Source organism: Bacillus pretiosus, from assembly GCF_052947655.1.
Genome location: NZ_CM129593.1, coordinates 2,504,300 through 2,525,076, shown reverse-complemented (window position 1 = coordinate 2,525,076; position 20,777 = coordinate 2,504,300). Strand labels below are relative to the sequence as shown.

The window sequence follows — 20,777 nt, the reverse complement described above, 5'->3', positions numbered from 1 at the left end:
ACTATATCTTCCTCCTTTAATTACCATTTCCCATAAAGAATCTACTAGATTAGATATAAAATACAATAGATAAAAGAAAAGCATTCCTTCGAGTGCCTATAAAAGCCGTATTTTGTGCAAAATAAAAAACAGCTTATGGCTGCTCTGGTTTCTTATTTATTAATTGTTGTAGTAATAATTCTTCTAATCGGGCTATCCGATCTTCCTGACTAGCTACTTGTGATTTTAGATTTGTAATTTCAATCTCCTGTTCCTGTACTGTTGTATCAACTTCCTGTAAAGCTTTAATTGCAATAGATGCGTATGAATACAAGTGAATTCCTTTCCCACTTTCATCCACAAATGCTTCATCACATTCATCTACAATTGCTCCGTAGTATGTTTTAATATCTTCTGTTGTCAATGGTGAATCACTAGAATCTTTCTCTGCTCTCATTTTGTAAAGCTCGTTTACCGCATTCTTATAGTTAAATTGTCTTACTCGTACATTCCTGATTTTTTCTAAGGCTGAAAAAGAAACATCACGAATGTTAGATTTATATTCCCGTAATGAAGGGCTCATGAAATTACCTTGAACAGACCCCCATCCATTCTGAGTAACAGGTGACTTGACTTGAATGATACCTGTATATCCTGCTGCACGGCTATTACGTAAAGTGATATTAGGTAATCTTAAATCAGAATCTGCACCATTATCTTCAAGGACTAACGAAGTTTGATATAACCCAGTTTTTCCTCGTCTAAAATACCAACTCCCATTCCCAGCATAAAAAACATGGTAATCATTAGCGTTTAGAACACTTAGCCCGTTTCTTTGCAATTCCCAATACACGGATTTTTTGATTTCACCATTTTCTATGCCATCGCCAATACCAATGTTTGCATAAGCACCAGACCATCCTGCACCTGCTTGAGACATAAATAAAGCGCCTGCTGGAGCGCTAGTCTTTTCATCTGATCCTAAGATAAAAGTTGGTTGTACTGAACCGTCTGTTCTTCTGTAATGTCCTAGAAATGATCTAGCAACCCCTTTTTCATAGAGACGTATAAATTGGTCATCTAAGCTTACGTAGTTATCTGTATTTGATGTTCGAACTTGGCAACCGGTCAGCAATCCAGATTTAATCCACTCAGCATTAACTTTACCAATTAAATCTATTCGTGCAGCATTTAACTTAATGTTTTCTTTACTCATGTTAATGGCTGCGATTACATCGTTTTCTTTTACAGATATACTAACACCTTTTTCTGTTAGCTGAAGTCGTGACTCCATATCTCTTACATAAGAATCTTTTGCAAATTGTCCATCCGATTGCGACTTCGTATATACCTCTGTCTTTTTTGCTGCTGCATTAATCCCCTGTTCATTGATAGTAAAGCGGTTATCAATTAGAGTCATTTTTTGATTAAATTGCTCAGTTGCAAGCTTGTTGGCTAATTCATCTAATAAATCTTGTTTATTCTGATTAACTGTTTGTTTCAATTCAGGTATCTTAAACCCAGCAACATAATCTTCTACTTGTTTAAGCTCAACTTTTGCTCCAATTGCTGTTGCTTGTTGTTCTAGTTTTGTATTTGCTTCAGTAAGCTTCTTTCCTTGATCTGATACTACATTTTTTAAATTACTAACTGTAGAAGACAATCCGCTTGCTGTTTGTTCTATTGATGTAACTTTTTTATCAATGGTACCCTGATCGTTTTTCAAATCAACAATGGTACGTGAAAAGCCTTGAAGAGTTTCGTTCACTTCATTAAATTGACCAGAAACCTCATGCTTTACTGATTCAATATCAGGTACAACAGGGTCCCAAATACTATCTTTCCAGAGTTTTAAAATACCAGGCTTACCATTTGAAATATCTAACCATAATGTTTTTCTGTCTATAAGTCCTGTTGTCGGTGGGTACTTCGATTCAATGATTTCGACAGTATTGTTTTTAATATTCTCCTGTACTTTTTCAGCAAGTGTTTTCGCTGCTTCTGATTCTTTTTTTGCATTACTCGCGGTTTCGTTAGCTTCTTGAACTAATTTGTCTAGCTGATCTATCATTTCTTGTTTGTTGCCTAGCGAACTAAGAATACGATTGTAAATCTTTCTTAATTCTTCATTTGGGTCAACAATTTCACGATAATCACCAAACACATATTTATCTTGTGTAGGATCAGTAAATGATTCATCACCAGCTATAACACGAGCTTCTAAGTACAATTCAGGTGTAAATCCTGTATCTTTAATTCGAATCGTATCACCCTCATTAATTAACTCATGAGCTAATCCAAACACACGTCCAATTGATTGTGCTTCAACTACATAAGATACAGAAGTATTAACGCGTTTTTTAAATTCAGTTTTCATAAGTGTCATTAAGCGTTCTGGTGACATGTTTTGATCTTCTGTTTCTGGTGTATAAAAACCAAATTTATGCTTTCCATTCTCACTCCATCGCTGGAATGCATCGCTATCTGTAATATAAGGGAGACCGCGATTAATTTTCTCTACCGTAATAATGTTATCGCCTTCACCTTTTACGAAACCTACTAGGGCTGTACAAATATTCCTTGAATGTTCGATACGCCTTACACCAACTAAATCTTTACCTAAAACGACTTCCTTACCGGTTTCCTTACCACGTTTCTTTATCATATCGACGTACCAATTGGTAATTTGAGAACCAACCACTTCCACACGATACTGAATCTCTAAATCGAATAATGAAGCGATTTTCTTTAAGAATGTGAGAGGATCTATAATTTCGTCGATTGTCATTGTATGAAATCCAGCGTATTCAGTTATACCGCGCTTCCATTTCGTACCAACAAGAGCCATGTCAATAAATTCGTTAACAGTTTTACTTTCTATTCGTTGCGGCATAATATAGCCATCTTTCGCTATTTGCACCCAAGCTCCGGAAGCGTTCACTGTAATCGACTTATCATCAGAATCTCTTTCAACCTCATTGTTAATTACATATGGTACCAGTCGGCCATCACGAACCTCTTTAATGATTAAATTCTGTTGTTGTAAAGTAATTGCATGTGATGTCCCATCGAATGTTTTAAATTCTAATGTATCTATATTATTTTTAATTTCCCAATGACGCTTATCGCCCCAATAGTCATGCGGTTGGATAGCAGTTACAATTTGATCTGTTTTAAAATCCACAACATGAAGGATTCCACTTGGTGTTCTCATCTATATCTCTCCCTATAACTGATTGTTGCATTAACATCAGGTGGCATTATATCGATACGATTTTCACCACGTATTATGATAGGAAAATTACTAAATATTTCTTTTATATTGATTGCATTCCTCCCGTTGATCGTGACAAGACTTTTCTCAGTATCGATAACAATTTTATCTCCAGTATCAAAGATGTATGGTTGTGTATTAGATGGAACTTTGTTTACCTTCCAAATCTTTAAATCATCAATTTGTATTTCGTTAATAGGTTGATGATTATCCCACTTACAAATTGCAATCATAACTTGTGCAATTTTACGTTCTGTCATCGGATTTCCTGTTTCATCAATCCAGCGTTCCACAAGCGAAGCGCCATCTGTTTCTGTACCATCTATAAACTTAGCTACATATACAGACCACACCTTACCCCGCCTAGCAATACGTACACGACCTCGGAATTGATTAAATGTAGTCGAATAAAATCCACTTGTATCAACTAATTTCCGAAAACTATTGGGTGTTCCGCTATTCCCAATTTTCATATGTGCCCTTGTAATTTCAGCAGTTGCATATAGATCATTCATATTGATACGAGTTACCAGATTACCCGTCTCATCTAGAAGAAGAACTTCAACACGACCCATTTCACCTATATTTTTGGACTTTAAAGTCATCCATGCCTCCATTTCAAAGTCTTGTAATGGGCCGCCCGGAATGTTTTTCTTGGCTATAGCACCGTAGAATCCTACCTCTTTTCCGTAATCTTCACAATACAGCGCATAACCACCCCTCGATTTAAAACTACCTGTTCCTTTCATATCATCGAATTGTCCAGTAACAGGTGTCCATCCTATAGGAGTAGCCATTTCATCCCACATGACTCTTTCTCGTTCTTGTACTGTGGTTTCTTCCACAGTCAGAGGGTAGCCGACTCTAAAATAATCACGATTATGCGGATACTCTCCAAACCATACATCTAAAAAAGTACTTGGCTTTTTCACAGTCATTTCAATTATTGGTAGAGCTTCTACGCTCCCTTTATTCGTGAAATAAGAAGTAATTTCAGTAGACCAATCTTGTACAAATGGATAAATTTGTACTTTACCCAATTTATAAGGCATCGGACAAATGAAAGTAAGTACTCCTTCTCCTAAATTTACTAATTGTTCTAGGTCGAATGCTTCATCAATAACAGCTAAGTACGTACGATCTTTTTCGTCATCAAAAACAAGTTCCTGAGGTTGATCCGTAATAAGCCAATCAGCTATCTCTTCTTTTAATTTTTCTGCTTCTTCCATAGATTCATATAACAATGAAACTGGTACAATTATTTTTCTCATTTTCGTTTGCGTTCTTATCAAACGGCCCCCTGGATAGTGAGGAACTTCAAGGAATGTACGCTCCAAAGGAGCCCATGCAGGGCGCTTTTTACCCCGCAATGGAATTACATTTGGATTCCTTTTCCCGTTAAAGCTAAAGAAACTAATTCCAGTCATACCATCACCTGCCTAAAATACTTTACGTCTTTCTTTTTCTTGTTCTTGAAATTCATTAACATCTGTGTATATTTCCCTTGCTATTTCTCGTCCATTTAAATTAACTTGCAAAATAGTTGGACCTTGTGACGCATATTGTTGCGCCCCTACTTGTTGTGCTAATGGTAGCGCCCCCATTATTCCATTAGCAATCGCATCGAAGGTTTGTTTTCGAAGAGGTAAAACTGTTTCGTCATACCCTCTCGCATCACCACAATTGTTATGTTAAGGCTCTTTATCCTTAACTCTCCGGTTTTCACTGGAGTATCGGACTATATCATCACCCATTCATTGGGTGTCGTGCGCTCTTGGATATTTCGCCATACTTTTAGCTTAGGCTACTTTACCTAGTCTCTACACCTTCCTGTCGTTTCCGTACAGGCTTGGCTCGGGATTGCCATAGACAATTGTCCTTAGGTTTCCCCGAATTCACACGATATTTTATGCTGCCGATTTCTCGACAACCGGGCTAGATTTAACCCCAATTAATGTTGGGTTACCAGGCTTAATTAAAGCGCCGTTTGCAGCCCACTTAACACTGAAAGATGGTAAACCTTCACTTGCCCAATTAACAGGGTTTAGTGATCCATTTACACTAATCTTCGGGACAGGAATGTGAATACCACTAAACATATTTGCTACACCATTTTTAATTTTATCAATCCATCCCATAATTCCACTCCAAGCTTCTTTAATAGGATTAATCAGTTTGTCTTTGATTTTCATAGCGGCTTCACCTATTTCGATTGCCATACGAACTACAGAAGCGATTGGTTCCTTGATAAATGTCTTGAAATATCCAACGACAGTAGACCACATTCCCTTAATTGCTGAGCCGAAGGACATCGCCAACCCCTTAGCTGCTCCTAAAATCTTAGTTACAAACGATAAATTAATAAGCCCCCAAATTAATTGGATAGCTCCACTGAAAATTTGTTTCGCCGCATCCCACATACCGCGAAAATCACCTGTCAGTAGTGCAGCAAAAAATTTAATAATACCCATGATGATGTTAACTCCACCTTGGATAATATCTTTAATAGCGTCCCATGCACTTTTTACAATCATCATTACAGCTGGCATTACAAAAGCTATAATAGATTGAATGATTGAAAAGGCATTTTTTACAGCTTGAACAATTTGATCTCCGTTTTCTTTCCAAAACGAAGTAATTTGCGCTATAATCCCATTCACAAAGTTAAGGACATCCGTCAGCAAAGGCATCAAGTAAGGAGCTATTGTATTGAATACACCTTTAATAAAATCCCAAGTAGCCCCGATTATTCCCATAATTATAGGAGCTGCAGCTGAGATTAGAGATTGTACATTTTCTATAAAACTACTTAATTGGGCATGCACATCCTGAACGAACATGATAATATTCGCTTTTTGTTCTGGAGAAAAACCTAACTTATCCAAGAAATTACTAGCAGCTCCCCAATCACCTGACACTAGGGCTTTCATGGTTTCTACACCGTATTGCACTGCCGCTGTAGTTTCTTGTATAAACTGTATAGCGTTAGCTGAGAATCCTAGTTTAGTAAGAATATCGTATCCCTCAACTAGTGCGTTTCTATCTCCAGTTGCAGCAATCCAAAACTGTTCAATAGCGGCACCAACTTGTTGAATAATACCGATAGCATTACGAAAAGGTTCAAATACCTTATTCATGGCTTCTTGTCTTTGGCGTGTTTGCTCAATACCTTGTTGAAGTTTCTGGTATTCAACTTCAGATTGGTCGAGGATTTTATTAGCCTCTTCTTGAGTCATGCTTCCTTCCTCGACCTTCATTTTTAATTCTTCTTTTTTCTGAGCTAACATACCGTCGGCGTTCATCATATCTTCAGTGTGTTTTTTAGCTAAAGCAAGTTTTTCATTATACTCTTCTTGTGTTATCTTCCCTTTTTTAAGATTCATATCAAGAATAGCTTTAGATTGAGCTAATTGTTGATCAGTTTGTTGCATTAACTTTGCTGCTTCGACTGCTCTACCGGATGGATCAAGCCAGTCAGTAAGAGATTTAACAGCACCATTTGTTCCATTTGTCATTGCAACAAGCGCTGGTTCAAGGTGTGAGAAAACAACAAGACCTAAATTTTCTAATTGGGACTTAACACCATCAACTGCACCTGATAAGTTATTTGCCATTGTTTCAGCCATAACTTTCGCAGAACCTTCAGCTGTTTCGAGGGTATTTACCATATCATCAAAGGCAGGTTTACCACCTTTAATAACTTGAATCCATCCTGCATACGCTTCTTCACCGAAGATTGCTTTTGCAGCAGCAATTTGTTGAGCGTCAGTTAACTTCCCGAACCCATCGTGTAATTGACCGATAATCTCATTCATTGGTTTTAAGTTACCCTGTGAATCTTTTACAGTTACATTTAATGCTGATAATGATTTAGCGACTTCTTTTGGCGGGGCAGCCAAACGAGATAATCCAGCACGTAATGCAGTACCAGCCATAGAAGCTTTGATACCGTTATTTGCAAATATCTGAGCGATTGCAGCTGTTTGCTCGATGTTTAAACCGAATGTAGCAGCTACAGGAGCAGCATATTTCATAGTTTCCATTCATGTTATCGTAAAGGCTCTTTATCCTTTACTTCTTACAGTTTCCTGCAAGGTCAGACTATATCATCATCTCAGTAAGATGCCAGGCGCTCGTGGGAGTTTCTTCCGTTCTGGAGTACTTCTCCTAGTCGTTACACGTTTCTTTCATTCCTGAAAGACTTCGCTCGGGATTGCCATAGATAGTTATCCTTAGGTTTCCCCGAATTCACCCAGTTTGCTAATAATGTTGCCACTATTAGGGGCAAAACTATGATACCCAGCTGCTCAACGTTTAAGTTGGCAGTCGCTTGAGCTAGTGCAAATACATCGGCAGCTCGTCCTGCTTCAGAAGCTTTCATTCCGAATGGTGTCATTGTATCCAATTTGTTATCGTATCAGTTCTTTATCTGATACATCTGGGGTTTTCACCGCATTATGGGATGTCATTCCATCCCCAGTTCAGACTATATCTTCACCCTCGACTTTACGTTAGGGTGTCGGGCGCTCGTGGATATTTAAGCATATAAAAAAGACCCTCATTTGAGCGTCTTGATTATTTAGCTTACTTTATCTAGTCGTTGCACCTTCCTGCCGTTTCCGCGCAGGCTTGGCTCATGATTGTCGTATTTACGTTTAATTTAGCACTTAATATTTTTTCTATATTATTGAATTGTTGGTAAGGGATCCGAATCAGTTTAATATCTTTTTCCTTGCAGTAGTCATTTTTCTTTTTGTCTCTCATCTTTTGCAATCTGAATTTATCTTCTGTTCGGAAAAGCTTAAAGAAATGGAATTCACCATCATATTCAATAGCATGTGTAATTTTATTAATATCGTCAAAGATAACAAAATCAAATACAAGCATCTTTGTTAGTGTACAATCAGAAAATCTATGTTGTTCAGCAAATTTGAAGTTATGAAGCTCTAAAAAATCTCTAACTCGCTTTTCTCCACGACTGTATCTGCATTTAGGACACCTTTTCCCGTGTTTAAGAAAATTACTAGGGGTAACCTTATACACATGACCACATTCTTTGTGTTGGATTTTAATTGGAGTTATAGAATTTTCGTACTCCCCAAGAACTTCATATTCACCTTTAACTTCTGCATACACTTCTTTTATGAAATCATCTGTTGTTCTAGCTCTTTTTTTAGCTCTTTTTACAATTGAACAAGTAGGACACCTTTTCCCTTTTAAAAAGTTAGCGGGACTGACTTCATATTTTTCTCCACACTGATTATGAATAACATTTAATTTAGTGTGATAATTCACGTATTCATCTATGAATGTATATTCATCGCCAACTACTAACTTTACGTCTTCTGAAAAAGTGGTCTTCCTTCTTTTTGTTTGACGTCCTATATTGGCACAAATAGGACATCTGCATCCACTTTTGAAGTCGTTTGGTCTTACTTCGTATTCATGCCCACATACAATATGTTTTATTTTTATTTTAACTGATGATTTCACATATTCACCTAATACTATATATTTTCCATTCGTTTCTGTTGCGACGAAATCAATAAAATTCTCCCCATGTTTATTCAAATTAACAACCCCTTTTTACACACATTAACAAAAAGGAGTCATAGTTTCAATTAAACATAAACTTAGATTTCCCATGAATTCACCCGATTTTTTATGCTGCCGATTTCTCGACAACCGACCAATATTTTTTAGTCACTATATCAGAAGCCTTTGCAAGGTCTAATGCACCAGCAGTTGCTAAATCAAGTAAAGGTTTACTAGCTGCAATCATTTGGTTAGAATCCCAACCAGCTAAGGCCATATATTCGTAGGCTTCAGCTACGTTTGTAGCAGACCATCTTGTCTCAGCACCAAGCTTACGAGCGTTAGCTCCAAGCTCGGCCATTTGTAATCCATTCGAACGTGAAAGAGCTTCTACCTTTGACATTTGTTTCGTGTACTCAGAACCAACATGAACTACACCAGCAATTGCAGCACCTACACCGACAGCAACGCCCACTAATCCCCCCAAAGCTATAGCGGCTCCACCAACAGATGAACCTAATCCTACTGCGGCTTGTCCGACTTGTCCGAATCCACGTCCTAAGATACCTGTTGTTCTTTGTCCGCTTCTTTCAGCATTAGTCAATCCTCTTTGTAACTGATCATCCTTTAAGAAGATTGTCCCAAACATCTTAAATAGTTCCATCTATTCACCCGCCTTTCCGCGGATTTTCGCAACACGAGCAAACACTTCTTCTTTTGTGAATTTCTGTTTCGGTGTTTGTTCGATTGAATCGTTGTATTGCTGTACCTGTTCTTGTGTTGGATTTTCGCGCTTATATTTAAATTGAGGAAATGTTTCATCGCAGTACGGTTGTAGGGCACACCATTCCTCCCATAACATGCGGTCCATTTCTTTCTTCTTTGCGGTGAGATACAAGTTAATAACTATCTCTGCATCCAAACTCCTTATGTACTCCATATTTGGATAGCGAGAAGCTAACGTATCGATGAAGTCTATTTCATCAAGTTCACCGCATTGGAAAAAAGCTTAACCAGTCCAACTTCTGAATTTTTAATTGCAGTAAACAACTTCACTAACTCTTCTAGATTTAAAGTTCGTATTGTTTCCCAATCTGGGGATGTTTTTTTACCATTTTCATCTTCATGAACTAAAAGTCCGGCTACAAATTCAAAGAATTCCTGTTCAGCTTCTTCTAATCCGAAGATAAACTTCATGATAATGTCATACCCGAAAGTCTCTTGTGCAGCTAATACATCAGCTTGTGTTGCACCTTCTTTATTTCGTACACCCATCATTAAATCTTTAAGTAAGTTAATATCTACCTTGAATTTCGATTTCTTCAAAATACGAACTACGGAAAATAAATCTCCACCATTAATTTGTCTCACTTTGTATTCTTTTTCTTGAATAGCAATAGTCACATTTATTCCTCCTTAAAATAAAAAAGAGCAGGGATTATCCCTACTCTTTAACCTGCTGGTATTAATTTAGCTGCTTCTGTCGCTGTTAAAATACGCATCTTCCATGGTACTTTTCGAATGTTTTCTGGGTCACGATGTCCAGTGAATGTAACCTCTGGAACTACTTCACTTTCATTTTCAAATCCCATTTCTAAAGAACCATCAGATAACGCGTTATATACGATAATCTCAGCGATATCGCCACCTAACGTTTCGCCAACCCACGCTACATTTTTAAGGTAGCTTTCTTTCGTAAGGCGTTCCGTTGCTTCAATTACATCGTATTTGATAGTTTTTCCGTCTTTTGTAACGGTTTCTTCTGAAACTTTTAATCCTGCAATAAAATTTTTGATTTTTTCTTTATCCAAAAATTCAAGTGTCTTAAAACTGATTTGAGTTTTTGATTTAGTGATACGCTTCATCCCCATAGTGTCACCAGGAGAACCATCATACTCAATTTCTTTAAACTCTGGCTCATACTTAAAAGAACCGCCACCTTGCGTAGCACCTACAGGAAGTTCGTCTTTTTCTCCATAATTAAAGAAGAATGCACCCCAATCTCCGAAGAGGACATTCTCTGGTTTTGGTTGTGGAGCTGCCATATAATCAACCCTTTCTATTGTTTAAAATAAGTTCTTAAAATGAGCCGCACTTCTTTGCGTATGATATTTGGGTCTGGATCAGGTACTTTCTGACTCGAAAGATAAGAAATAGCAGCACCAAATTCAGCGCTGCTTAATCTCTTTCTATGAAGATTGTTTTCTAAATCTGTAATCAGTTGGTCAATCTTAGCTATATGAGCAGAAGTGCCGTATATATCAATTGTAAGCATGATATTCTTCCGTCCCCAAGGTTCCTTATCATCACCAACCGTATATACCAAATATGGCATAATAGCTTTAGTAGTTGCATTTTCGTAGTACGATTCCTTATGAATCTGTTTTAATTCACTGTGTAATATATTTATAAAGTCATTCATGGTATCTACCTCATTAATGACGAATAGGTTCGCGTGCCAACTTGTGTAATTTGCGGTTTATTGCTCTCTGCTGCTGGTCTAAGAAAAGGCTGTGCATGTTGCCCTTGAGTTTTAACCACCTTCCCTGTTTTCGGGTCACGGTACATCCAAGGAGTTTTACGCCCATCACCGTCTACAGCATAGAGTCCTGTTCCCTTCTCAACATAAATACCATGATCAGCAGAAGTACCGATAACAACTTTTTCTTGTTCCGCCTTAGAACTAATGCTCCTTCTCAAATTACCAGTATCTACAGCAGCAAGTAACTTAGCTTTAGATGTTACAAACTGACCAATAGCAGTGTGAGCCGCTTTCTTAGCTGCTAAGTGCCTTGCCATTACTGCAGCTCTATTTGATTGGAATTTCATGCTCATATGGCAACATCTCCAATTCTATTTGAAAGAATCTACCTGCATTCATTGGATCGCCCAGATAAGTAACGCTGTATACCTTCTTGTCGATAACTAATCTATCTTGAATTGTTACATCAAATGGTAGGCAATAAAAGAAATGCGTGCTTTTCTCTTCTACTTTCTTGTTACGGGCATCCTTTGTTCCTTGAATAGCATCTAATACACCTTTTACATTGTTAATTTCTTTCCATTCTTCTGTTGGGTATGGTCCATCATCAGAACCTGCATTACGAAGTACTGTAGCATCTTTGCCAAACTTACGAATCATTGATTGAATCATAAGACGCGCAACCTCACTTTCAACCCTTTCGTAACGCTCGCTGGATAATCTCCCACGTTGTCATAAGTAACAGAATAGTTACCTAACGATTCACTTTTCTTCCCTTCTCGCTCCTGTTCCTTATACTCAAAAACAATCATTTTTGCGATGATACCAGGATAAGCAGGAGGAAATTCAGGAATGGTTCTATTTGTGTACTCAGCGACCATTAACATTGTATCTTCAATGCTAATTAATAAGTTTTCATCACTTATATTGGGCACTTGTAGTTTTATACGTTTTAGAATTTCTGCTTTCATATCCATTTATTCGCTCGTCTTTGCTGATGCTTGTCTTTTCTTTTTAACCGATTCTTGTTTTGGTTCGTCTACTTCTTCATATACAGGGTCATTCTTACAGCGTTTTACATGATCAGCATCTGTCACTTCCCATTTAACATCTGTTTGTGTGTTCAAAAACCAAGGCATACTATCTCTCCTTTCAAAAACCAGAGGAAAGGCTTACGCCTGTCCCTCTGGTTTTTCTGGTGTAGTTGGTGCGATTGTAGCTGTAAGTACTGCTAATGATTCTGGGCGAAGCACTCCAGCACCGTAAACCATAAGACCACGAACACCATCTGCAAATGAATTTTGAAGGCGTTGCGCTTCTGTTTCGTTTAATTGTTTTCCATGTCCAATCGCAGACTTGTGAAGTCCAAGAATTTTATATTTACCAGCTGTATGAGGTGTTTCCTCTGATACAACGATTTGCGAACCATTAATCACTTGTCCTTCTACAACACCATTTTCCAAAATAACAGGTTGTTTTGTGAAACGGTCATCTTTTGAAAGTAATCCAAGAACTTGAGAATTGATGATTGTAAAACGATCAGTTTTCGGAACTTTCTTCATATTTAATGTTGTATTAAGGTCAACAATATAGTCGTATGCATTCTTAAGCGATAATTCAATCGCAGCAGAGTCAGTACCGATTACGTTGTCTTTATGAGCACCTGTATAAAGACCTAATACAAATGTGTCCACTGTTTCTTGAAGTACTGACCCTGCTTCTTGTGTATGTGGGTCAATTAAGTCTCCTGCAGCTTGTACAGCATCTACATCATCTACTTTGAACGCGAAGTACTTCTTCTGATCCATATTGATTTCTACTTTAGAAGGGTTTGTATCATCCCATTCAACAGAACCAGAATAATCTTTTACATTCACTGCACCAACACGATTAAAGATAATTTTGTTACCTTCGATTTTTGCTGGCTTCGTTGTAATTAAATCCGCGATAGAACGCTTGTGGAAGTTCGCCATTAAACGTGCTTCCCAAATTGTTGGAATAAAAGTTGCTACTGACATATATTAATTCCTCCTTAGTTTGTCCATGTTTTCATGTCTTTTTGAATTTGAGTCCAATTCGCATTGATTTCTGACTGGCTCATTGATTCTACTTGTTGACGTGTAAATGTAGCTCCATTACCAGAGCCGGCATAGATATCACGCCCTGCTGCTTTGAATCTCTCTGCTACTTTCGCTTCTAATGAAGCATTGAATAAGTCACCAAGTTTCGTTACACGAGCTTTTGTATCATCAACATCAGAACCTACAACGAAGTCTACAAATTTAATATCTAACCCAACTTTAGCTAGTGCTTCTGTTGCCGCACTTTGCATTTCTTTTTGATGTAATACTTGTTCGCGTTCTTCGAGTGTTTTTTGTAACTCTTTCATCTCATATTCTGCTTTTTCTTGAGCAGTCATAGAAGCTGTTTTATAGTTTTCTAGCTCTTTTTTAGTTGCGCTAAGCTCTTTCGCATACTTGGTACGTACTTTATCTTCACGAGACTGCAACATCTTCTCGATGAAGTCTTTCGTCGCTGGATCTAACTGCGGTTCTTTTGGTTGATTGCCACCTTCAGTTTGGGAATTTTGCTGTGTATTGCTACCATCTGTATTTTCACCAGTTAAATTCCCTGCCGTATTGTCATCCGTTCCTCCTACACCACTGTCAGTACCATCACCTTCAGCAAAGAATTGAATGTTTGCTAAACATAACCGATATGGTAATTTTATAGATTCTTTCTCTTTAAAAAACTGTACATCCGCTTGCTTTTGTAATTGTTTCATCATTATTCCTCCTCTGAGTTCCTATGAATACGCCCTGTTAAGTTCGTAATCTATAAGCCCTCAAGTGTTTTTTTATTATTCAAGAAAGTCTTTCCACTCTTCATAACTAACTGCTGCAATAACTTCATTTCTACCTGTTGTCGGATTTCTAGCCCTTCTCTCAATGAATGGGCTAACATCCGCTACCTCAGTAATGAAAGTACAGCGGCAGCGTACAACTTCTTTAGCAGGTAAATTACTATCATGTGGATATTCGCAGCTATAACCACCGACTTTAAATAATCCTTTAAACGGTACTTTTTGATGATCTGCTGCTTGATGAGTAGGACGTGTACGTTTATCTATTGTAGAAATCCAAATTTTCTCCATAGATACGCCTTCATCGAAAGCTTGAGAGGCACTATCATAAGTACCTAAGTTTTGTACCCTAGCACTTTCTGTCCAAGCAACCATTTGTGCTTTCTTCGCATCACCATCAAGAATAGGCTTAATACGATTAGCCATTACTGCATACCCTTCGCCTTTTCTAAGACCGATGGATAGTTCTTTACGTATTCGGCTAATTATCTGTACTCGATGTGTACTTAACCTTTGATTAAGTGTCATTTTATCGATTGGCATTTGTACTGCTCGTTTAATGACGTTCGGGTCCAGAAGACCGTATGAAAGGGATGCACCAACTTCTTGTTCAATAAGATAACTCGTGTAATAAAAAGACTCTCCATACTGAGTGGAGAGTCTTTCATTGAGAGTTTTCTTTTTCTCATATGTTATTTCATTAATAACTTGTTGCAGTTCACTTTGCATGTTCTTATATCGATTGAATCGACGCATATCCTGCATACTTAATTGTTCATTCACTGCATATTTGGCATAATAAAAAGCCAGTATTCCTCTGACTTCTTCTAAAGCGTCTTTATACAGGTAGAGAATCGCCTTTTCCAGTTCGTCCTCTATCTTTTGGAGGTGTTTCTGCTTCTTGTCCCATTCCATCGTTTTCACCGCCTTTATGTACAGTGTCTAAATCGATAGAATCAACCTCTTCTTCCTTCATCTTTTGTAATTCTGCCTTTGGATCAGGAACAACAGATAACATAGATAATCGTGTTTCTTCGCTTATTAAACCTTGTAGTTTAGACTGAACGTCAGCTTCATCAGATAAGTTGGCTGGAAGATTACGAGTGAATTGGAATGTCATGCAAAGATAATCAAGCTCAGCTTTGTTTGAACGTAAATTCCAAGCGTCGAATAGTAACTTAAATTGTTGTCGCAATGACTTGGTAAACTTCATTTCTAACGTTCCTGATTTCGTTTCTAATGCTAGTAGCTTATAACGAATAGCAACCCCAGTGAGGTTTCCACCGAATGATTCATCAGAAAGATTAACATGCTTTGTAAAACGGCATATATTCTTTTCTAATCTATTTAGATGGTGTTCCAAGATGTTATCATTAAGATCCTTAGTTAAAAATGAAGCCTCGCCACTCTCGCCTACATCAAGAGCTCCAGTTTGTTTTAACTTCTCGATAGTATCATCATCTATATCAACACCTTTAAAAATCATATAAGCCAAGCGGAACTGCTCAATTTCACTGTTCACATCAGAAAGCGCTCTGTCGTACCCTTCAATAAGCGCAATAGCTTTATCAACATCCCCCTGCAATTCTTCATTGTTAGGAAATCCGATAAGTGGTACACCTTTGTATAAATTAGTGATTCGATTTGTTTCTTTCAGCTTATCTAAATCTTCACCAGTGTACTCAATGATTTGCGTACCATTGTAAAATTCCACTTTATATCCATCTTTAAAGTCATCGCCGTCAATTACTTTGACTGGATAGCAACGGATAGCGTATTTAGGCTCTGCAATGCTTAAATTCGTAAGAAAGATAGCTTCATAAGGTTTGATATTCATAACCTTTTCTTCACCATCTTTATCATGGTAAAGCAGTCTTGCCCCATACCCACAAATAGAAGCAAACTTTCCTGTTTCCGCATCAGCATCTTCAGTATGATTTGCCTTTAAGAAATTTTGGATACGTTTTAATACTTCCTCATCGTCATGATCTAAGCTATATGAAACAGGTAATCCAAACATATACCCTATCTTTGTATCAATAATTTCAGAGAAGAAGTCATTGTTCAGCTTGTTGTTAACCTTATCCTTATTTCCATCACCTTTAAACTCACGAGTAAAGATAGGTACGCCTTTTTCACTTGCTTTGTATCGTTCGTACCTATTAATCATTCGTTTTTTTAACGGTTCAAATTCATCAATAATCTTTTTGAGCAGCTTGGGTGTAGGCTCCCCATTGTTTTCATCCAGTAACGGAATGTAGTGTTCAAACATCATCTCACCTCCTTAATAGATTGACTTAACAGCTCTTGCTTTGTTATTAGACATAATTACGGTATTCACAAAGTAACGATCACTATCCATTTGATGGTCATTCTGCTTAATCGGTTTGTCTTCACCGCGCTCCATTGCCTTCTCGTCCCATACATAAGAAGAGAACTCACGCAGCGTTTCTTTACAACAATCGCAGAATTTAATTAATTCCGTTGTTAATGCAGTAGCTACATTTCGTATTCCATCTAATACATCGTTCTTTGCTTTTTTTACTTTCCAACCTTTTTGTTTCAGTAAAATAATAAATGAGCTTGCCGATGGGTCTACGATAATACGCTTGGTTAGACCGTTTGCAAACTCAACTAAATCATCATAATATTGTTCATCTGACTTTTGTAAATTCTTCTTACGAGCGTCATGATGGTATTCTTTCACCTTATGCCAAATGCCACCACATAAGCCCCATAAACCAAAAGCCATAGGGTTTTGTGTACCGTAATCGCAGGAGATATAGTACTGTTCGTATTTTCTTGGATGCGACGGTACAACATGTTCATCTTCATTAAACATACTATATATTAAACCTTCCGCCATTACCCATAACCCTAATATATAGCGTTGATAGAACACACCACTAAACATACGTTTAAAGCGGTCTTTTACTTTCTCAGAAAGAGATAAATTATCGTCCATTGTGAATTTCAAATGACAAACTAACTTCTCTTTTTTCTTATCGATAAGCTCTGTTTTTACAAAGTGATATGGCGAACCAGGGTTACAGTTCATAAATATCTTTGCGCCATCAACAGAACAACGCCCAATCATTTGATCTATAAATGATTTAGGAAATAGAGCAGCTTCATCAGCTAATGAGCCAGCAGCGGTTAAACCTTGTAACGTATCCTGCGAATTCTCCTTATTAGCTCCAAACAAGTAGTACGTATTCCACCCAATTTGCAGATAGTTTTCAGAACGGTTGTAATCATATCGCCAACCCCATGCGGTAAGTATTTGTATCATAGGGCTGATTACGTTACGTTTTAATGAGCCAATTGATTTACCAGCAATGATAAATGACTCACCTTTAAACTTTTCTTGTGACCATTGCAAGAAGCTACAGATCATCGAAATTGTTTTACCAGAACGAATTGCTCCATCTGCAATAACGATGTCATGATTCTCATATGGCGAACCATCTCGCCACCACCACAATAATTGTAATTGTTTATTTGAAAACAGCTGAAACTTAAACGATTTGGTTTTCCGCTTTTTAATCCTCGCCATCTGCATCACCAAATACTTCTTTCATCTTTTCTGGATCAGGAGCAGTTGCTTGTAAGAAATCTTGAATTGCTTCTGCATTATCATCGTCTTCATCACCAGTTAAATTTGCAAATTCAGCATTAGCTTTCTTTATGTTCGCTTTCTGTACTTCCATATGCATCTTATGACGCTCTTCTTCAATTTTCCGTTTGAAGTTATCAGGCACTAAATCAAAGTACATCGCCAGTTTATCAAGTGCTCTCATCTTATCAGCAAGCTTGATAGACACTCCTTCTTTTCCTTTTTTCACTTCCGCAATGATAGAACCATCAACCATATCTGATTCATTAAAATCAACATAACTAATGGTCCTCATAACTGGTTTTCCGTCCTCATCTTTTACAGGTCCAAACGGTCCCATAACTTCTACCTCTCTTTGACCAAAGGTTACATAATTCGTAATATCCGCAAAAGCAATCTTAATGTACTCATTTAAAACATCCATCGCTTCTACAAATATGTTTTCAACCATTGCACCTTTAATCTCCCGAATGTACGATGCTACACGTTCTCTTCTCAGTAACCGGCTACTCGTAACATGCGCGCTACTCTTGGCATAGCCAGCTTTCAGTGCAGCTTGCGTACCGTTAAAATACTTCACGTAATACAAACAAAAAAGCCGTTCTTGTTCCGTCAGCTCTTCATCATCTAGCATCTTTTTTAACTTGGCTTTCGTCTTGGGATTTTTAACATTAGTAACACTCCTTTTCGCAATAGTAACGTTACCTTTTAATTGTTCGGCCCATTTATCTTGTGATTTCCACTTTCTGATTTGCGAAGGTTTGAGGTTTAACTCAGCTGCAATATCAATTAATGGCTTCTCTCCTTTACTTGCTTTATATATTTCAAATGCTTTGTCACGATCTGGGCTACGTTGCCTAGCCATATTCACCACCTCGCGGTAATCCCTGAATTATTTCACAGAAAATTCAAAATATAAATTCACAAATATGTCCAAGTTGCTATAATAAAATTAACATTGCCATCTGGAGAAGTAATTCGCCCCCCAAGCGAGTTGCTTTTCCTTTTTTTATGCCTATTGTTTTAAGAATTCATCTACCGTTTTACCAAGCAAACTAATCATTGCTTCTCTCTTTTGCTTTGGTGTTGTGTTATCTTCCAACTCATTAAAGATTGGAATTGCGTTTTCTAACTTCTGTTTATCGATACGCTCATTTACAATATCTTGTCCTAACATTGAAATGAATGTACCTATTGCAACCGCTTGTTCTTGTTTAGTTAGTTTCATTTGTCCAACTCCTCCCTATGATAATTCCTAATTTATTCTTGAAATTCTCTAAAACTCGATGTATTATATTTTTGTATTTTCTCAGTTCCCTAATCGAGAATACATCATCACTTCTGAAAAGGACCCGAACTCCAGCGGGTTCTTTTTATTTACTTGAACTCATTTTCGAATTATTGTATTATATTTTCGGGTCTTGCTCCATAAATCATTATCAGGAGAATCTGCAGGTTTGCAGGTTCTTTTTTTATTCCTCTCCTTGTAAATCTGTTTATTTAAATGTAAAATTGTAAATAAGTTCTAACATTTTGAATCGAGGTGAACACAATGAAAAGTTTTGGTATGTTAGTAATCTCCACTGTCTTTTCAGCTCTCCTAGTATTTTATAATGTCAATTCCTTTTATAATAAATTTACATCAGGGAATACATATTACTGGGTAAACGGTATCCTAGCTGCTGGATTTCTTATATCCTTAATTATCAACATAAAAGATATCATCAAGAAAAACTACACAACTTCTGAATCGAATTAAGGAGCCTATTACGGTTCCTTTTTCTATGTAAAATAAAAAAGCAGCGTATTCGCTACTTACACAAATCGCTAAATGAATCTTACTTAAAAATATTTCTCATTTATTTGTTACAAACTCCCTTCTGAATTGTATATACCCATGTAAAAACTAAATATAAAGGAGTAGAAACATGAAACTAAAAATCAAGAGACCAAACGGATCTAAATCAGATTTTTACATTTCTCCAGAGTTTATTAGCGCTATTGGAATGTTAGTCACATCTCTTCAACTAGCAGGAATCATTTGATTCTTGCTTTTTCTATTCATTATGTTCGTTTGTTTTGTAAAATATTAAATCAAATTGAAACTGTATTCTTCGAATTAATAAGTACTAATTAAAAAACATAATAAAAAAGAGTGCTATGAAGATATGCACTCTTTTTAAAGACTTTACCAATCCCGACGATCATCATGGTCATGATCACGGTCATGATTGCGTCTGCGACGACACTCATCACAATCACAGTCGCGTCTACAATGACAGTCGTTAAAATCGTTTCTTCTGCGTCTACGACCGCATCCGCAAAATACTAAATCATCCCAAAATCTATTACAATCTCGAGAATGTCCAAAATTATTATTCCATCCCATAGATATGATTTCCTCCTCTAAAAATAGATTTCATCATATTCTATGAATAAAAGGTGAAAATGGCTTGTTTACTAGTCTATGTTTTTTGTTTTAGACTAATAATATTTCAATTTGCCATTCCCCTCACCCCTTATCTTTCCTTAACAACAAACAAGACGCCATCCAGATCACGGTAGCACCTACGGTAATTGATATACACATGTTTGTTCTATCTACATAGTAAAATAAAACACCCATAATGGACACATCATAAGATTAGTAACCCTATTTTCTGTCCGTTGATTATTATGTTTATAGACCTAAATTGTGCACATCTATATTCAGTAAGCGCATACCCTATTACATGAATACTACTTTAGGAGTGATTATATTATGAATCCTTTCCCGATGAGGATTGTTGTAGCTCCAGCTGCTACTTGGCAACATTTACTTCAATATCCTTCATACGGTCAATATGGTATGCAACCTGGGTACATTCCCTTTCCCCCTACAATTCCGCCTTCTCCCGTAATATACCAATATCATTATCCTTTCCCAGCATTGTATTTCCAAGAGTTTCACGGTACATTTAACATCTAATCTAAATAGAAAAATATCCGTTATCTGTATCATTGTATGAGTTAATTCACGTTATACCTA

At 37.1% G+C, this 20,777-nt stretch carries 24 protein-coding genes; 2 read left to right on the top strand and 22 right to left on the bottom strand.

Annotated features, from left to right (window positions below):
• Positions 1-133 precede the first annotated feature (133 nt).
• From ACU8YW_RS12885 to ACU8YW_RS12785, 21 genes are all read right to left on the bottom strand, one after another.
• Positions 134-3,193: a phage tail spike protein gene (locus tag ACU8YW_RS12885; protein ID WP_446894096.1), complete on the bottom strand. Its 3,060-nt coding sequence runs from the start codon at positions 3,191-3,193 to the stop codon at positions 134-136.
• Positions 3,190-4,671, bottom strand: a complete 1,482-nt coding sequence (locus tag ACU8YW_RS12880; protein WP_446894112.1) for a distal tail protein Dit — start codon at positions 4,669-4,671, stop codon at positions 3,190-3,192. The genes ACU8YW_RS12885 and ACU8YW_RS12880 overlap by 4 nt, the downstream gene beginning before the upstream one ends.
• Positions 4,672-4,692: 21 nt before the next feature.
• The gene (locus tag ACU8YW_RS12875) at positions 4,693-4,857 is read right to left on the bottom strand and encodes a hypothetical protein (RefSeq protein ID WP_446894095.1); all 165 of its coding nucleotides are present in this window, start codon (positions 4,855-4,857) and stop codon (positions 4,693-4,695) included.
• A gap of 303 nt (positions 4,858-5,160) precedes the next feature.
• Positions 5,161-7,296, bottom strand: coding sequence for a phage tail tape measure protein (locus ACU8YW_RS12870; RefSeq protein ID WP_446894094.1), 2,136 nt, complete (start codon positions 7,294-7,296; stop codon positions 5,161-5,163).
• A 550-nt stretch (positions 7,297-7,846) separates the two neighbouring features.
• Positions 7,847-8,824: a putative endonuclease domain-containing protein gene (locus ACU8YW_RS12865; RefSeq protein WP_264461539.1), complete on the bottom strand. Its 978-nt coding sequence runs from the start codon at positions 8,822-8,824 to the stop codon at positions 7,847-7,849.
• Between the two features lie 91 nt (positions 8,825-8,915).
• Positions 8,916-9,452, bottom strand: coding sequence for a phage tail tape measure protein (locus ACU8YW_RS12860; RefSeq protein WP_446894093.1), 537 nt, complete (start codon positions 9,450-9,452; stop codon positions 8,916-8,918).
• On the bottom strand, positions 9,453-9,710 hold the full coding sequence (locus ACU8YW_RS12855) for a hypothetical protein (protein WP_327960680.1): 258 nt from the start codon (positions 9,708-9,710) through the stop codon (positions 9,453-9,455).
• A gap of 53 nt (positions 9,711-9,763) precedes the next feature.
• The gene (locus tag ACU8YW_RS12850) at positions 9,764-10,192 is read right to left on the bottom strand and encodes a hypothetical protein (RefSeq protein WP_327960681.1); all 429 of its coding nucleotides are present in this window, start codon (positions 10,190-10,192) and stop codon (positions 9,764-9,766) included.
• 47 nt (positions 10,193-10,239) lie between these two features.
• A complete protein-coding gene (locus tag ACU8YW_RS12845) occupies positions 10,240-10,833 on the bottom strand; it encodes a hypothetical protein (RefSeq protein ID WP_098363852.1) in 594 nt (197 codons plus the stop codon).
• Between the two features lie 14 nt (positions 10,834-10,847).
• Positions 10,848-11,210 (bottom strand): hypothetical protein, encoded by a 363-nt coding sequence (locus ACU8YW_RS12840; RefSeq protein WP_264461545.1) that lies wholly within the window; start codon positions 11,208-11,210, stop codon positions 10,848-10,850.
• Positions 11,211-11,215: 5 nt separating this feature from the next.
• Positions 11,216-11,623, bottom strand: a complete 408-nt coding sequence (locus ACU8YW_RS12835) for an HK97-gp10 family putative phage morphogenesis protein (RefSeq protein ID WP_264461546.1) — start codon at positions 11,621-11,623, stop codon at positions 11,216-11,218.
• Positions 11,598-11,942 (bottom strand): head-tail adaptor protein, encoded by a 345-nt coding sequence (locus tag ACU8YW_RS12830; protein WP_446894092.1) that lies wholly within the window; start codon positions 11,940-11,942, stop codon positions 11,598-11,600. The genes ACU8YW_RS12835 and ACU8YW_RS12830 overlap by 26 nt, the downstream gene beginning before the upstream one ends.
• Complete coding sequence (locus ACU8YW_RS12825) at positions 11,939-12,247, bottom strand: head-tail connector protein (RefSeq protein ID WP_446894091.1); 309 nt, start codon at positions 12,245-12,247, stop codon at positions 11,939-11,941. The genes ACU8YW_RS12830 and ACU8YW_RS12825 overlap by 4 nt, the downstream gene beginning before the upstream one ends.
• Positions 12,248-12,409, bottom strand: a complete 162-nt coding sequence (locus ACU8YW_RS12820; RefSeq protein WP_446894090.1) for a hypothetical protein — start codon at positions 12,407-12,409, stop codon at positions 12,248-12,250.
• A gap of 33 nt (positions 12,410-12,442) precedes the next feature.
• Positions 12,443-13,288, bottom strand: a complete 846-nt coding sequence (locus ACU8YW_RS12815; protein WP_446894089.1) for a phage major capsid protein — start codon at positions 13,286-13,288, stop codon at positions 12,443-12,445.
• Between the two features lie 14 nt (positions 13,289-13,302).
• Positions 13,303-14,055 carry a DUF4355 domain-containing protein gene (locus ACU8YW_RS12810; protein WP_446894088.1) on the bottom strand — a complete coding sequence of 251 codons (753 nt, stop codon included), beginning with the start codon at positions 14,053-14,055 and terminating at the stop codon, positions 13,303-13,305.
• A gap of 75 nt (positions 14,056-14,130) precedes the next feature.
• Positions 14,131-14,898 carry a phage minor head protein gene (locus tag ACU8YW_RS12805; RefSeq protein WP_446894111.1) on the bottom strand — a complete coding sequence of 256 codons (768 nt, stop codon included), beginning with the start codon at positions 14,896-14,898 and terminating at the stop codon, positions 14,131-14,133.
• A gap of 73 nt (positions 14,899-14,971) precedes the next feature.
• Positions 14,972-16,405, bottom strand: a complete 1,434-nt coding sequence (locus tag ACU8YW_RS12800; protein ID WP_426966604.1) for a phage portal protein — start codon at positions 16,403-16,405, stop codon at positions 14,972-14,974.
• A gap of 12 nt (positions 16,406-16,417) precedes the next feature.
• A complete protein-coding gene (locus tag ACU8YW_RS12795) occupies positions 16,418-17,689 on the bottom strand; it encodes a PBSX family phage terminase large subunit (protein ID WP_446894087.1) in 1,272 nt (423 codons plus the stop codon).
• Complete coding sequence (locus ACU8YW_RS12790) at positions 17,676-18,614, bottom strand: terminase small subunit (RefSeq protein WP_446894086.1); 939 nt, start codon at positions 18,612-18,614, stop codon at positions 17,676-17,678. Before ACU8YW_RS12790 ends, ACU8YW_RS12795 begins: the two co-directional genes overlap by 14 nt.
• A 150-nt stretch (positions 18,615-18,764) precedes the next feature.
• The gene (locus tag ACU8YW_RS12785) at positions 18,765-18,977 is read right to left on the bottom strand and encodes a hypothetical protein (RefSeq protein ID WP_446894085.1); all 213 of its coding nucleotides are present in this window, start codon (positions 18,975-18,977) and stop codon (positions 18,765-18,767) included.
• Between the two features lie 324 nt (positions 18,978-19,301).
• On the opposite strand from ACU8YW_RS12785, the gene ACU8YW_RS12780 reads away from it, so the two are divergent.
• Positions 19,302-19,508: a hypothetical protein gene (locus ACU8YW_RS12780; RefSeq protein WP_099686541.1), complete on the top strand. Its 207-nt coding sequence runs from the start codon at positions 19,302-19,304 to the stop codon at positions 19,506-19,508.
• A 429-nt stretch (positions 19,509-19,937) separates the two neighbouring features.
• On the opposite strand, the gene ACU8YW_RS12775 is transcribed toward ACU8YW_RS12780, so the two are convergent.
• The gene (locus tag ACU8YW_RS12775; RefSeq protein WP_086403471.1) at positions 19,938-20,138 is read right to left on the bottom strand and encodes a hypothetical protein; all 201 of its coding nucleotides are present in this window, start codon (positions 20,136-20,138) and stop codon (positions 19,938-19,940) included.
• 372 nt (positions 20,139-20,510) lie between these two features.
• Between ACU8YW_RS12775 and ACU8YW_RS12770 the strand changes: the two genes are divergently transcribed.
• A complete protein-coding gene (locus ACU8YW_RS12770) occupies positions 20,511-20,717 on the top strand; it encodes a hypothetical protein (protein WP_086403470.1) in 207 nt (68 codons plus the stop codon).
• The last annotated feature ends 60 nt before the right edge of the window (positions 20,718-20,777 follow it).

Coding starts and splice junctions, on each gene's coding strand:
- ACU8YW_RS12885 (WP_446894096.1), bottom strand. CDS start 3,193: ATGAGAACACCAAGTGGAATCCTTCATGTTGTGGATTTTAAAACAGAT.
- ACU8YW_RS12875 (WP_446894095.1), bottom strand. CDS start 4,857: ATGGGGGCGCTACCATTAGCACAACAAGTAGGGGCGCAACAATATGCG.
- ACU8YW_RS12870 (WP_446894094.1), bottom strand. CDS start 7,296: ATGGAAACTATGAAATATGCTGCTCCTGTAGCTGCTACATTCGGTTTA.
- ACU8YW_RS12860 (WP_446894093.1), bottom strand. CDS start 9,452: ATGGAACTATTTAAGATGTTTGGGACAATCTTCTTAAAGGATGATCAG.
- ACU8YW_RS12845 (WP_098363852.1), bottom strand. CDS start 10,833: ATGGCAGCTCCACAACCAAAACCAGAGAATGTCCTCTTCGGAGATTGG.
- ACU8YW_RS12840 (WP_264461545.1), bottom strand. CDS start 11,210: ATGAATGACTTTATAAATATATTACACAGTGAATTAAAACAGATTCAT.
- ACU8YW_RS12835 (WP_264461546.1), bottom strand. CDS start 11,623: ATGAGCATGAAATTCCAATCAAATAGAGCTGCAGTAATGGCAAGGCAC.
- ACU8YW_RS12830 (WP_446894092.1), bottom strand. CDS start 11,942: ATGATTCAATCAATGATTCGTAAGTTTGGCAAAGATGCTACAGTACTT.
- ACU8YW_RS12825 (WP_446894091.1), bottom strand. CDS start 12,247: ATGGATATGAAAGCAGAAATTCTAAAACGTATAAAACTACAAGTGCCC.
- ACU8YW_RS12820 (WP_446894090.1), bottom strand. CDS start 12,409: ATGCCTTGGTTTTTGAACACACAAACAGATGTTAAATGGGAAGTGACA.
- ACU8YW_RS12815 (WP_446894089.1), bottom strand. CDS start 13,288: ATGTCAGTAGCAACTTTTATTCCAACAATTTGGGAAGCACGTTTAATG.
- ACU8YW_RS12810 (WP_446894088.1), bottom strand. CDS start 14,055: ATGAAACAATTACAAAAGCAAGCGGATGTACAGTTTTTTAAAGAGAAA.
- ACU8YW_RS12805 (WP_446894111.1), bottom strand. CDS start 14,898: ATGCAGGATATGCGTCGATTCAATCGATATAAGAACATGCAAAGTGAA.
- ACU8YW_RS12800 (WP_426966604.1), bottom strand. CDS start 16,405: ATGTTTGAACACTACATTCCGTTACTGGATGAAAACAATGGGGAGCCT.
- ACU8YW_RS12795 (WP_446894087.1), bottom strand. CDS start 17,689: ATGGCGAGGATTAAAAAGCGGAAAACCAAATCGTTTAAGTTTCAGCTG.
- ACU8YW_RS12790 (WP_446894086.1), bottom strand. CDS start 18,614: ATGGCTAGGCAACGTAGCCCAGATCGTGACAAAGCATTTGAAATATAT.
- ACU8YW_RS12785 (WP_446894085.1), bottom strand. CDS start 18,977: ATGAAACTAACTAAACAAGAACAAGCGGTTGCAATAGGTACATTCATT.
- ACU8YW_RS12780 (WP_099686541.1), top strand. CDS start 19,302: ATGAAAAGTTTTGGTATGTTAGTAATCTCCACTGTCTTTTCAGCTCTC.
- ACU8YW_RS12775 (WP_086403471.1), bottom strand. CDS start 20,138: ATGGGATGGAATAATAATTTTGGACATTCTCGAGATTGTAATAGATTT.
- ACU8YW_RS12770 (WP_086403470.1), top strand. CDS start 20,511: ATGAATCCTTTCCCGATGAGGATTGTTGTAGCTCCAGCTGCTACTTGG.